We start from the raw sequence: 13027 nt of genomic DNA, 5'->3' as shown, positions 1-13027 counted from the left end.
CATTCGGCCGACATGACTCCGAGTGCCTCTTCCAGCACGGGAGTTGACCGATGTACCGTCCGCGCATGCCGAAACGCACGCGCTTCACGATCTGGAGATCGCTCGCGACGGCGGCGACCGCCGCCCTCCTGGCCACTTTCCTCACCCCGGCAGTGGCCCAGAGCGCTCCGCAGGAAAGCCAACCCGTCTACTCCTACGCGAACGCGGTCCGCGAGGCCGTCTGGGTGGACACCGGACTCGACGGCGACGGTGACGGGAAGCCGGACAGGGTCGCCGTCGACATCGTCCGGCCGAGCGAACCCGCCCGCGAGGGCCGCAAAGTCCCCGTCATCATGGACGCCAGCCCCTACTACTCCTGCTGCGGACGCGGCAACGAGGGCCAGCTGAAGACCTACGACACGAGCGGCAACGTTGTCCAGATGCCGCTGTTCTACGACAACTACTTCGTGCCCCGCGGTTACGCCTTCGTCGGCGTCGACCTCGCCGGCACCAACCGCTCCGACGGCTGCGTCGACGTCGGCGGCCGCTCCGACATCCAGTCCGCGAAGGCCGTCGTCGACTGGCTGAACGGACGCGCGAAGGCGTACACGACACGCACCGGAACCGTTCGTACCCAAGCGAGCTGGACCAACGGCAAGACCGGAATGATCGGCAAGAGCTGGGACGGCACCATCGCCAACGGCGTCGCCGCCACCGGCGTCAAGGGCCTGAAGACGATCGTCCCGATCAGCGCCATCTCCTCCTGGTACGACTACTACTTCGCCAAGGGCGCCCCGCTCTACGACTCCGGCCCCGACTGGCTCTCCGGCTACGTCGACAGCCCCGACGCGCAGGCCAAGTGCGCCGCCGTCCAGCAGAAGATCGTCGACGGGGCCCCGCGCACCGGCGACTGGACGCCGTTCTGGACCGAGCGCGACTATGTGAAGGACGCGAGCAAGGTCAGGGCCAGCGTCTTCCTCGTGCACGGGCTGCAGGACCTCAACGTCCGCACCAAGAACTTCGGCCAGTGGTGGGACGCGCTCGCCAAGAACGGCGTGGAGCGCAAGATCTGGCTCTCCCAGACCGGCCATGTCGACCCCTTCGACTACCGGCGCGACGCCTGGGTCGACACCCTGCACCGCTGGTTCGACCACGAACTCCTCGGCTACGACAACGGAATCGACCGCCGGCCGATGGCCGACGTCGAACGCCACCCCGACCAGTGGGCGACGTCGAAGGTCTGGCCGCCGAGCGGTACCGCGACCACGACCCTCCACCCGGCGCAGGGCAGCCAGGCGGGCGTCGGCACACTCGGCCTCGGCAAGGGCGCCGGGACCGAGAAGTTCACCGACAACCCGCAGGAGAGTGAGACGGATTGGGCCGCAGCGATCGACAAGTCGACGGCGGACAAGGCCGGTTTCGTCACCGGACCGCTCAAGAAGGACTTGCGCCTGTCGGGTTCCTCGAAGGTGACGATCACGGCGACATCCACCACCGCCACGGCCCATCTCTCCGCCGTACTGGTGGACTTGGGCCCCGACACCATCCGCGACTACGCGGACTCGGCCGAGGGCATCACGACACTCACCAACCGCACCTGCTGGGGCGAGAGCACGGCCGGTGACAGTGCCTGCTTCCTCGCAACCCAGGCCAAGACCACGGCAGTCGACTACAACGTCTTCAGCCGCGGCTGGGCCGACCTCGGCAACTACGCCTCCGCCACGAAGGGCGTACCGCTCACCCCCGGCAAGGCGTACACCATCACCCTCGACCTGGCGGCGACCGACCACGTCGTCCCGGCCGGCCACCGTCTCGCCCTGATCGTCGCGGGCACGGACAAGGACCTCATCGACCCTCCGTCCACCACCCCGACCCTCTCCCTCACCCTGTCCCGCACCTCGGCCCAACTCCCCCTCGTCGGCGGCGCGTCGGCCTTCACGAAGGCCACGGCGGGAGCCGGCTCCAAGGCCCCCACGGCCACGACCCTCGACGGCGTACGGACACCGCGTCCGGCCGCCCAGCGGGTACCGGGCAACTGATCACCGACCCGGAGCGGGGCGGCGGCGCGAGCGCTCTCCGCCGCCCCCCTCCGGACACGCGGCCCGCAGGTCTCGCCGGGCGCCCCCTCCGGGCACGCGGCCTGCGGGTCTCGCCGGGCGCTCCCTCCGGGCACACCCGCCACAGATCTCGCTGCGCGTCCGCCTCGGACACGCCGGCCGCACACTTCGCTCCACGTCCGTGCCGGGCGCGTCGGCCGCACACTTCGCTCCACGTCCCTGTCGGGCAAGCCGGCCGCACACTTCGGTCGGCGCTCGCTCGGGCACACCGGTCGCGGACTATCCTGCGCGCTCGCTCGGGGCGCGCCGGTCGCGGGTCTCGCTGCGCGTCCGTGTCGGGCGCACCGGCCGGACGCCTGGCTCCGCGTCCGTGTCGGGCAAGTCGGCCGCACGCTTTGTTCGGCGCCCGCCTGGGGACGTCGGTTGCGGGTCTCGCGTGGTGGCTGTGTCGGGCGTACCGGCCGGACGCGTGGCTCCGCGTCCGTGTCGGGCAAGCCGGCCGCACGCCTCGCTCGGCGCCCGCCTGGACACGCCGGCCGCACACTTCGCTCCGCGTCCGTGCCGGGCGCACCGGCCGCGCACCTGGCTCCGCGTCCGCGTCGTCCATGCAGGCGGCCGAATGCCCAGACGCTCAGCCCAACCGCAGCCGCGCCAGCCCCGCGGCCTCCTCCGCGCACCCCCAGGCGACCGTGATCCCCGCCCCGCCGTGACCGTAGTTGTGCACCAACACCCGGCCGCCGCGCAGCACTTGACGCTCCAGGCGTACCGCGGGCCGCGTCGGTCGCAGTCCCACCCGGTGTTCCAGGACACGGGCGTCAGCGATCTCCGGCCGGATCGTCGCGCACCGCGCGATGATCGCCTCGGCGGTCGCGGGGTCCGGCGTCATCGACCAGGCGCCGTCCTCGGCCGTGCCGCCCAGGATCAGGCCGCCGGGCTGCGGGAAGAAGTACGTGGACGTGTCGGCCGCGTGGTCGACGGACGTGAACCAGGTCGTGATCCCCGGGTTCTCCACCACGACGAGCTGACCGCGCACCGGCCGCATCGAACGATCGGGCACCAGGTCAAGGGAGTCCAGGCCCGTGCAGTTGACCACGACGGGTGCCGGCACCTCGGTGAGGTCCGTCACCGACGCCTCCTCGACCGTCCCGCCCGCCCGCAGGAACCGTTCCCGCAGCCACGGCAGATGGACCGACATGTCGATCAGCGGCAGCCGTGCCCACAGCCCACCTCCCGCGTACTCCTCGGCCCGCGCCTCGCGCAGCCCCGGCACCCGGCGCGCCCACGGCCCCAGCTCGTCCAGCCGCGTCCCGCCCTGTACACCCTCGACCATGCGTACGCCCGTCTCCGCTGGCCGCGCCGCCAACTCCTCGTACACGCCCAGCGATCGGAGCGCCCACTCACCGACGAGCGCCTCCGGCTCGATCCGGTACGGCCACCACAGCGCGCCCGCGACCGCCGAGGTCGTCAGCTCGACCGTCTCGCGCGTCCACACCCGGACCCGGGCACCGCTCTCGGCCAGGACGACGGCCGTCGTCAGCCCGATGACGCCCCCGCCGACCACGATCACTTCGCCACTCACACCGCTCTCCATGCGCGGACCGTAGCGGAATACCCCATGCCGTGCTCACACCGGCATCTCGCTGGGGATACTCACAGCATGTCTGCCGAACACGCGATGTCCGCCGCGTACGCGGCCTTCGGCCTGGCACCGGCGATGCGCGCCGGTGAAGTCCTCGCGGACGGCGGCTACCAGGTACACCGCGACTTCGTCGACTTCCTCGTCGACGGCCGCCCGCTGCTCTTCCGGCTCGCCGACCTGGACGCCGTCTCCCCGCTCGCCTCCGACGTCCCGCCCGCGATCTTCACCGCCCAGGTCCGCAGCCTCCTCCTGGAGACCGACCCACCCCTGGAGGGCGGACGCCACATCATCTACGGCTGCCCCGAGTGCGCGGACCTGGCCTGCGGCGCCGTCACCGCCGTCATCGAACGGGACGGCACCGACTACATCTGGCGCGACTTCGCGTGGCAGACCGACGAACACCCCGACCTGGAGCGCAACGGCTACCACGGCATAGGACCCTTCCGCTTCGCCGGCACCGAATACCGCGCCGCCCTCGACGCCCTCATCGACGGCACCGACCCCCCGGCCGCCAAGCGCCGCGTCCTCCTCATCGGCGCCCGCGTCGCCGTCCTCAACAAACTCGCCGCCGCCCTCCGCGCCATCGGCATCGGCGCCGAGATCACCGGCGACGCGACCCACGTCCCCGCCGACGAACTCCGCGGCTACGGCGCCGTAGCCTTCGGCCGTGCCGTCACCCAGGACGAGCGCGCCGCCGTACGGACCGCCTTCGACCGCGCAGGAGTCGACGTGGCCTACGTCGACGGACTCGCCCCCATCGTCCCGCTCCTCGTCGCCCAGATCGAACACGCCCTGGACCGACGCCCGTTGGAGCAGCACCGGCTGACCGGGCTCGTCGCCGCCGACGGCGAGGCGGGCGTCGAGGTCACCTCCCCGTGCCGGGTACGCGTCACCGCGTACCGGCTCGACCGCCTCTACCGCAGCCACACCCAGGACGTCTTCGACGGCGTCCTGGAACCCGGCCGCCACCGCATCGCCCTCGACGCGAAAGCCGTGAAGGGCGAGTCCTTCGTCGTGGCCCGGACCACGGGGAGCGTGCTGGTGGAGCCGATGGCGCGCTGAAAACCGCGGCGCGAGCGGGCAAACGGACCGATTAGGATCGGCGGTCTGATGACTGCCACTCTCGTCGCCAAGAATCTCGCCGCCGGACACGGCGACCGCGCCCTCTTCTCCGGGCTCGACCTCGTCGTCGCCCCCGGCGATGTGATCGGCCTCGTCGGTGCCAACGGCGCCGGCAAGTCCACCCTCCTGCGGATGCTCGCCGGTCTCCTCGCACCGGAGGAGGGCGAGCTGCGCCTCTCCCCGCCGGCCGCGACCGTAGGGCATCTCCCGCAGGAACCGGACCGGCGCCCGGGCGAGAGCGTGCGCGAGTTCCTGGCCCGCCGCACCGGCGTCGCCGAGGCCCAGCGCACGATGGACGAGGCCACCCAGGCACTGGTCGACGGCGCACCCGGCGCCGACGACGCCTACTCCGCGAGCCTGGAGCGCTGGCTCGACCTCGGCGGCGCCGACCTCGACGAACGAGCCGAGGAGATCGCCGACACCCTCGGCCTCACCATCGACCTCGACCAGCCGATGACGTCCCTGTCCGGCGGCCAGGCCGCCCGCGCGGGCCTCGCCTCCCTCCTCCTCTCCCGCTACGACGTCTTCCTCCTCGACGAGCCCACCAACGACCTGGACCTCGACGGCCTGGAACGCCTCGAACGCTTCGTCTCCGGCCTCCGCGCCGGCACCGTCGTCGTCTCGCACGACCGCGAGTTCCTCACCCGCACCGTCACCAAGGTCCTCGAACTCGACCTGGCCCAGAACCAGATCAACCTCTACGGCGGCGGCTACGAGGCCTACCTGGAGGAGCGGGAGGTGGCCCGCCGGCACGCCCGCGACGACTTCGACGAGTACGCCGACAAGCGCTCGGCGCTCCAGGACCGGGCGCAGATGCAGCGCGGCTGGATGGACAAGGGTGTCAAGAACGCCCGCCGCAAGGCGAACAACGACAACGACAAGATCGGCCGCAAGTTCCGCAGCGAGGCCAGCGAGAAGCAGGCCGCGAAGGCCCGGCAGACCCAGCGCATGATCGAACGCCTCGACGTCGTGGAGGAGCCCCGCAAGGAGTGGGAGCTGCGCATGGAGATCGCCTCCGCGCCCCGCTCCGGCGCGGTCGTCGCGGCCCTGCGGGACGCCGAGGTACGTCGCGGCGACTTCACCTTCGGCCCCGTGTCCCTCCAGATCGACTGGGCGGACCGGGTCGCGGTGACCGGTGCGAACGGCGCGGGCAAGTCGACGCTCCTCGGCGCGCTGCTCGGCCGTATCCCCTTGGACTCGGGGCAGGCTTCGCTGGGCTCGGGCGTCCTGGTCGGCGAGGTCGACCAGGCCCGCCGGCTGTTCCACGGCACGGAGTCGCTGCTCGACGCGTTCTGCGCGGCTGTCCCGGAGACGGAGCCGGCCGAAGTCCGCACGCTGCTCGCCAAGTTCGGCCTCAAGGCGAACCATGTGATGCGGCCGGCCGGGACGCTGTCGCCGGGCGAGCGCACGCGGTCGGCCCTGGCGCTGCTCCAGGGCCGGGGTGTCAACCTCCTGGTTCTGGACGAGCCGACGAACCACCTGGACCTGCCGGCCATCGAGCAGTTGGAGTCGGCGCTCGATGCCTACGAGGGCACGCTGCTGTTGGTCACGCACGACCGGCGGATGTTGGACGCGGTTCAGGTGACTCGGCGGTTGGAGGTGGCGGACGGGAAGGTGACTGAGCAGCGGTGAGGTGCTGAGAGTTCGTTCACTGCGGGTCCGTCGTGGCTGGTCGCGCAGTTCCCCGCGCCCCTTCAGGCCGCTGCCGTGCGGCCTCTTTCGCGGCCTGCTCCACCTTTTCCCGGTGCTCCGCCCACCAACTCGCGTCGCCCGGCGCCATGTTGTCGCCTGCTGCCCGCTGTCCCACCGATCCGTCGACGAGTTCCCGTACGACATCGGCGTGCCCTGCGTGCCGGGACGTCTCGTAGATCATGTGGGCGAGGGTGCGGTGCAGCGTCATCTCGCGCCCCGGTTCACCGGGCAGACGGCCGATCGCTTCGAGGGGTAGTGCCTCGATCGTCGTGTCCGAGTGCGCGCATATCCTCCGGTAGTCCCCGACGATCTGTTCCCGCGTCTCGTCCGGCGTCGCCCATAGATCCGCGTTCGGCTCGGCGTCTCCCGCGATCCACAACTCCGGCGCGTCGACCGGCCGTCCGAAGACCGTTCCGAAGTAGAACGCCTCGGCCCCGGCCAGATGCTTGACCAGCCCCAGCAGGTTGGTGCCGGTCGGCGTCATCGGCCGTCGGATGTCGTACTCCGAGAGCCCATCGAGCTTCCACAAGAGCGTGTCACGGCTGTCCTGCAGAATGACGCGGAGGTCGGCCTTGAAGTCCGGTGTGATCATGCGCCCAGTCTGTCGCAGAGCGCTGCGCGCTCTGCAGGGGCGCGGGGACTGCGCGACCAGCCCCCACCGGCCCGCAGCTCCCCACAACCTGACGGCCGCAGCCGTCAGCGCTTGCCCTTCTTACCCGGGTCCAGCAGCCCCGCCTTGCGCAGAGCATCGGCCATCGCACTGTTGGCCGGCGGAGCCGCCGGCCGCGCCCCGCCACCCTGACCACCTTGGCGCTGCTGTTGGCGTTGCTGGGGAGGACGCCCACCACGCTGCCGGCGCTCGCCACCCCCACCCTGCTGTCCCCGCTCCCCGCCGGAGGCCTGCGCCTCGTCCTCCAGCCGCAGCGTCAACGAGATCCGCTTCCGCGGAATGTCGACATCAAGCACCTTCACCTTGACGATCTCCCCCGGCTTCACCACGTCCCGCGGGTCCTTGACGAACGTCTTCGACAGGGCGGAGACGTGTGCAAGCCCGTCCTGGTGGACACCGACGTCGATGAACGCCCCGAACGCGGCGACGTTCGTGACGACCCCCTCAAGGACCATCCCGGGTGCGAGGTCGGAGATCTTCTCGACGCCGTCCTTGAACGTGGCCGTCTTGAACGCGGGCCGCGGGTCGCGCCCCGGCTTCTCCAGCTCCTTCAGGATGTCGGTCACGGTCGGCAGACCGAACTTCTCGTCGACGAACTCCGTCGGCTTCAGGGACCGCAGCACCGCCGTGTTGCCGATCAGCGAGGCGACCTCGCTGCCCGCCGTCTTCACCATCCGCCGTACGACCGGATACGCCTCGGGGTGCACGCTGGACGCGTCGAGCGGGTCGTCGCCGCCGCGGATGCGCAGGAAGCCCGCGCACTGCTCGTAGGCCTTCGGGCCGAGCCGTGCCACGTTCTTCAGCTGGGTGCGCGAGGTGAAGGGGCCGTTGGCGTCGCGGTGCGACACGATGTTCTCGGCGAGGCCGGAGGTGATGCCGGAGACGCGTGAAAGCAGCGGTGCGGAGGCCGTGTTGACGTCTACACCGACGCCGTTCACACAGTCCTCGACCACCGCGTCCAGCGAACGCGACAGCTTCACCTCGGACAGGTCGTGCTGGTACTGGCCGACACCGATCGACTTGGGGTCGATCTTCACCAACTCGGCGAGCGGGTCCTGGAGTCGGCGGGCGATGGAGACGGCGCCGCGCAACGACACGTCCATGTCGGGCAGTTCCTGCGAGGCGAACGCGGACGCCGAGTACACGGACGCGCCGGCCTCGGACACCATCACCTTGGTGAGTTTCAACTCCGGGTGCCTGGTGATGAGTTCACCGGCGAGCTTGTCGGTCTCACGCGATGCCGTGCCGTTGCCGATCGCGATCAGGTCGACCGAGTGCTGCGCGGACAGCCGGGCCAGCTTGGCGATGGCCTCGTCCCACTTGTTCGCCGGAACGTGCGGGTAGATGACGTCCGTGGCGACGACCTTGCCGGTCGCGTCGACGACGGCCACTTTCACGCCCGTACGGAAACCGGGGTCCAGACCCAGCGTCGCGCGCGTGCCGGCCGGGGCGGCGAGCAGCAGGTCGCGCAGGTTCGAGGCGAACACGTTGACCGCCTCGTCCTCGGCCGCCGTACGCAGCCGAAGCCGCAGGTCGATGCCGAGGTGCACCAGGATGCGGGTGCGCCAGGCCCAACGGACCGTGTCCTGCAGCCACTTGTCGCCGGGGCGGCCCCGGTCGAGGATCTGGAAGCGATGGGCGACCATCCCCTCGTAGGAAGAAGGCCCCTCGGTGGCCTCCTCGGGCTCCAGGACGAGATCGAGGACCTCCTCCTTCTCGCCGCGCAGCATCGCCAGGATGCGGTGCGAGGGCAGCGCGGTGAACGGCTCCGAGAAGTCGAAGTAGTCGGCGAACTTGGCGCCCGCCTCCTCCTTGCCGTCCCGCACCTTCGCGGCGAGGCGTCCGCGCACCCACATCCGCTCGCGCAGCTCGCCGATCAGGTCGGCGTCCTCCGAGAACCGCTCGGTGAGGATCGCCCGGGCGCCGTCCAGGGCGGCCTGCGGATCGGCGACACCCTTGTCGGCGTCGACGAACGCGGCGGCAGCGGCCAGCGGCTCCACGGACGGATCGCCCAACAGGCCCTCCGCGAGCGGCTCGAGCCCCGCCTCGCGTGCGATCTGCGCCTTGGTACGCCGCTTGGGCTTGAAGGGAAGGTAGATGTCCTCAAGGCGCGCTTTCGTCTCCGCCGCCCGGATCTGCGCCTCCAGCTCCTCGGTGAGCTTGCCCTGCTCGCGCACCGATTCGAGGATCGCGGCCCGCCGCTCCCCCAGCTCCCGCAGATACCGCAGCCGCTCCTCGAGCGTGCGCAGCTGCGCGTCGTCGAGCATCTCGGTCGCTTCCTTGCGGTAGCGGGCGATGAAGGGCACCGTCGAGCCGCCGTCGAGCAGCTCGACGGCGGCCTTCACCTGCCGCTCCCGTACGCCGAGCTCCTCGGCGATCCTGCCTTCGATGGACCCTACGAGGGGTGTCGTCACGCCCGTACCGCCTTCTCCACTGAGGTTGCGCGGCAATTGTGGCAGGTGACACTGACACTCGGGGATCAGGGCGCCGTCCCGGATTCGATTTTCCGTGATCTTCTGGACGGTGGGAGCGGAGTAGTACAGGCTGCGGGTATCGCCTGGTATGAGCAGGCAGCAGACAACTGACACCCCTTACAGCGAAGTTGAGGCTCATGCCCGCGACAGTCCCCCTTGCGCCCCCGTCCCCCGCCGTCGCCGAACTGGCGGCACAGCACGAACTGGGTGCGCTGCTCGCCACCTTCAAGCCCCAGCGCTTCGGGTGGTTCGTGAAGTCGTCGCTCTACGTGACGCTCGCGGTGCTGTTGTTCATGTTCGTGGTGCCGGCCGTGATCTTCTACTACGTGGCGCTCCGCCGCACCCCGGACTTCAACCCCAGACAGGCGGCCAAGCGGCTGCACCTGTTCGAGCACGGCGTGATCGCCGACCAGGAGACGGGCGTGGGCACGGTCGCCGTACGGTGGGACCGGATCAGGCTCTACGAGGAGCAGGTACAGAAGATCATCAACGGCATACCGGGGCCGATCCAGTACACCTGCGTGGCGACGAGCCCCGGCGCGAGCGTGACGGTCACCAACTTCTACGAGAACCCCCGCACTTGGGCCCCGGCCATGCAGCGGGCGGTACTGCGGGCCCAGGGCGCCACCGCACAGCAGGCGTTCCTGGCCGGCGAGGTCCTGGACTTCGGCGAGTTCGACCTCTCCACCGCCGGCGTAGCGCACCGCAAGCAGCTGCTGCCCTGGACCCAGGTGGGACAGGTCAAGCTCGGCGGCGGAGCCGTCGCGGTGACGAAGGCCGGCGAATCCGCCTTCTGGGCCCGCTCCATGGCCAAGAGCGTCCCGAATCTTCAGGTGTTCCTGACCATGGTGGACAAGCACCGCAACTCCTGAACCCTCCTAGCTCTTGCCCAGCAGATTCGCCGGAAACGCCCCGGCGGCGAGCGCGCGCCGGGCGAAGCCGGTCGCCAGCTCGGTCAGCCGTGCGACTCCTCCGGCGCCCAGGCGCTCGTACGGTGCCCGGTCCAGGCGGTCGGTCTCCGTCTCGATCCCGGCGCGCAGCGCCACGCCCGCCTCGGTCAACTCGCCGTCCCCGTCGAGCAGTCCGCGCTCCCGCAGCCGTCCCGATGCGGCGTCCCACTCCTCCTGGCTCCAGCCGCGGGTGCCGAACACCCACTTCGGGGTCATGCCCTTGCCGGTCGCGGTGTGGGTCACCACCGCCTCCAGGCCGTCGAGTTCGGCGGACATCAGGACGGCCAGGTGACCGTCGCCGCGGTGCTCGCGCAGCAGGGTGGCGGCGTGGAAGTACGCGAGGTGCGGCTCCTCGGGGACCGGCAGATCGGCGTGCGCGGCGTACAGGGGACGTGCGGTACGCGAGCACGCCTCGGTGGCCCGCAGTGCCAGCCGCGCGGCCTCCGCCATCTCCTCCGACTCGACGACGTCGTCGTCCAGCAGCCGGCGCAGGGTCGCGTCGACGGCACGCGCGCGTGCCCGAAGGGCCCGCTCCGGGGAGACGGTCTCCCACACGGCGGGCACATACCGGGCCACGAGTTCGTACTTGTAGTTGTAGAAGGTCGCCGCCACCACGCCGGGCCCGACCCGTCCCAGCGCCGCCGCCCGCGCGGCGAAGTTGACGGCCCTGGAGTCCGTGACCCCGAGCTCCGCCAGTTCCCTCCCCAGGTCGGGCGAGAAGTAGAGCGTGGCGTGCAGGGAGTTGAGCGCGTTGTGGCAGCGGCGCCCGGCACGGGGGTCGACGGCGGCAGTAGTCATGACGGTCACGTTACCGACTGGTCGGTACGGTCTCCAGTGGTGGGCGTCGGATGGCGGGAAAGTACGTCACCGCGGCCGGCGTCTCCTCCGGTATCGACATGGGCCTGACTTTACGACGCGGGGTCCCCGCAGAAGGCGCCCGCGCATCTCGTCGAGAAGTTCCGGGCCGGAAGCCGCTTCATCCTGACGCGGTCCAGGTGAAGCGCGCCTCGCGGCGTTCCAGGAACGCGGTGACGCCCTCCGCGGTGTCGTCGCTGCCGCGTGCCTGCTCGGCCCAGTAACCGTCCCTGTCCGTACGCCCGTTGGCGAACTCCTTCGCCGCGGCCTGCGTCAGCCGGGAGCGGGTGGTCAGCACGCGGGTGAACTCGGCGACCCGCTTGGTGAGTTCGCCCTCGGGCAGCAGTTCGTCGAGGAATCCGGTGCGCAGCGCCCGGTCCGCGTCGATCAACTCGCCCGAGAAGAGGAGGTACTTGGCGGTTCCGGGACCCACCAGCGACACCAACCGCCGGGTGGAGGAGGCCGGATACACGATCCCGAGCTTCGCCGGAGTCACCCCGAACAGCGCCCCCTGCTCCGCGAACCGCAGATCGCAGGCCGCCGCCAACTGCGCCCCGCCGCCCACACAATGACCCCGGATCGCGGCCAGCGTCGGCTTCGGGAACGCCGCGAGTGCCTCCTCTGCGAGCACCGCGAGCCCCTGTGCCTCATCCGCCGAATCCCGCAGCGTGGAGATGTCGGCCCCGGCGCAGAACGTCCCGCCCTCACCGGTCAGCACCAGCGCCCGTACGGCGGGATCGGACGCCAGGGTGTCGAGCAGCGGCGGCAGCGCGCGCCACATGGCGGCAGTCATCGCGTTGCGCTTGCCGGGATGGTGGACGACGACGGTGGCGACCGAGTCGGCGACCTCGTGCAGCAGTCGGGGCTCCATGCGCCGGATGCTACGTACAACCGGAAGAGTTCGCGAAGTCGGCATGATCGGAACACGAGCGGTCCGACACGTGACCGTGCCGGGCGGAAGCGGTCGTAATACACCCGAAAACTGCTGACTTCTGTTCAGTCGTAGGGGACGGTGCGGGTCGTTGCCAACACTCATCAGGTGGTGACAATCGAGCGCAAGGGTGGCGACCGGACGATGGAGAACGATGGGCGTGGGGCAGGCCCCCGCCCAGAAGGCGGCGGCGGGGACGATCTCCCGGCCCCCGCTCCGCCGGGTCCGCTGCCGTACGAGGGAGTCTGGCGGTTCACCGCCTCCGCCGTCGACGCCTCCGTCCCGCAGGCGCGGCACGCTGTACGGGACCTGCTCCTCCGCCAGGGCGTGCCCCTGACGGACGACCTGCTGCAGGGGCTGCTGCTGATCGTCTCCGAGCTGGTCACCAACGGGGTCAAGCACGCGGCGCTGCTGTCGCCGATACTCGCGGTGGAGGTCGCCGTCGGCGCCGAGTGGGTGCGGGTGTCCGTCGAGGACAACCACCCCTACCGCCCGACCGCCCTGGTGGCCGACCACGACGAGACCGGTGGCCGGGGACTGCTCCTGGTGCGCGAGGTGACCCGGGAGGCGGGCGGCGTGTGCGACGTGGAGCACACGGCGAGCGGCGGCAAGGTGATCTGGGCCGCGCTGCCGCTCACCGCCGCGCGGGTGCCGTAGG

The 13027-nt window shown here is 70.8% G+C and carries 10 protein-coding genes and 1 pseudogene; 6 read left to right on the top strand and 5 right to left on the bottom strand.

All coding sequences use genetic code 11. The features are described 5' to 3' along the window. Positions 1-65 precede the first annotated feature (65 nt). Positions 66-2018 (top strand): Xaa-Pro dipeptidyl-peptidase, encoded by a 1953-nt coding sequence (locus ACFXC1_RS42700; protein WP_381253505.1) that lies wholly within the window; start codon positions 66-68, stop codon positions 2016-2018. Between the two features lie 649 nt (positions 2019-2667). Here ACFXC1_RS42700 and ACFXC1_RS42695 read toward each other — a convergent pair. Next, positions 2668-3627, bottom strand: a complete 960-nt coding sequence (locus ACFXC1_RS42695; RefSeq protein WP_381253502.1) for an FAD-dependent oxidoreductase — start codon at positions 3625-3627, stop codon at positions 2668-2670. A gap of 84 nt (positions 3628-3711) precedes the next feature. Here ACFXC1_RS42695 and ACFXC1_RS42690 point away from each other — a divergent pair, with 84 nt between their 5' ends. After that, entirely contained in the window at positions 3712-4737 is a 1026-nt protein-coding gene (locus ACFXC1_RS42690; RefSeq protein ID WP_381253683.1) for an oxidoreductase, read from the top strand. 48 nt (positions 4738-4785) lie between these two features. Next, positions 4786-6429, top strand: a complete 1644-nt coding sequence (locus tag ACFXC1_RS42685) for an ABC-F family ATP-binding cassette domain-containing protein (RefSeq protein ID WP_381253500.1) — start codon at positions 4786-4788, stop codon at positions 6427-6429. Positions 6430-6445: 16 nt separating this feature from the next. On the opposite strand, the gene ACFXC1_RS42680 is transcribed toward ACFXC1_RS42685, so the two are convergent. Continuing rightward, positions 6446-7081, bottom strand: a complete 636-nt coding sequence (locus ACFXC1_RS42680; protein ID WP_381253498.1) for a DinB family protein — start codon at positions 7079-7081, stop codon at positions 6446-6448. A gap of 104 nt (positions 7082-7185) precedes the next feature. Beyond that, positions 7186-9573, bottom strand: coding sequence for a Tex family protein (locus ACFXC1_RS42675; protein ID WP_381253496.1), 2388 nt, complete (start codon positions 9571-9573; stop codon positions 7186-7188). Positions 9574-9770: 197 nt separating this feature from the next. On the opposite strand from ACFXC1_RS42675, the gene ACFXC1_RS42670 reads away from it, so the two are divergent. Beyond that, positions 9771-10505, top strand: coding sequence for a DUF6585 family protein (locus tag ACFXC1_RS42670; protein WP_381253495.1), 735 nt, complete (start codon positions 9771-9773; stop codon positions 10503-10505). 6 nt (positions 10506-10511) lie between these two features. Here the strand turns inward: ACFXC1_RS42670 and ACFXC1_RS42665 are convergent, their stop codons facing one another. Continuing rightward, entirely contained in the window at positions 10512-11381 is an 870-nt protein-coding gene (locus tag ACFXC1_RS42665) for an SCO6745 family protein (protein WP_381253492.1), read from the bottom strand. Positions 11382-11437: 56 nt separating this feature from the next. Between ACFXC1_RS42665 and ACFXC1_RS42660 the strand changes: the two are divergent. Continuing rightward, a pseudogene (locus ACFXC1_RS42660) lies at positions 11438-11582 on the top strand (DJ-1/PfpI family protein); the annotation flags it as partial. On the opposite strand, the gene ACFXC1_RS42655 reads toward ACFXC1_RS42660, so the two are convergent. Further along, positions 11560-12309, bottom strand: a complete 750-nt coding sequence (locus ACFXC1_RS42655) for an enoyl-CoA hydratase/isomerase family protein (protein WP_381253489.1) — start codon at positions 12307-12309, stop codon at positions 11560-11562. The pseudogene ACFXC1_RS42660 and the gene ACFXC1_RS42655 sit on opposite strands and share 23 nt — an antisense overlap. Positions 12310-12513: 204 nt before the next feature. On the opposite strand from ACFXC1_RS42655, the gene ACFXC1_RS42650 reads away from it, so the two are divergent. Further along, the gene (locus ACFXC1_RS42650) at positions 12514-13026 is read left to right on the top strand and encodes an ATP-binding protein (protein WP_381253680.1); all 513 of its coding nucleotides are present in this window, start codon (positions 12514-12516) and stop codon (positions 13024-13026) included. Position 13027 lies beyond the last annotated feature (1 nt).

It is taken from the genome of Streptomyces hokutonensis, from assembly GCF_042751305.1.
GTDB classification, from domain to species: Bacteria; Actinomycetota; Actinomycetes; order Streptomycetales; family Streptomycetaceae; genus Streptomyces; species Streptomyces hokutonensis_A.
Note: the sequence above shows the minus strand (reverse complement) of the source record. Positions and strands in the feature narration are given on the sequence as shown.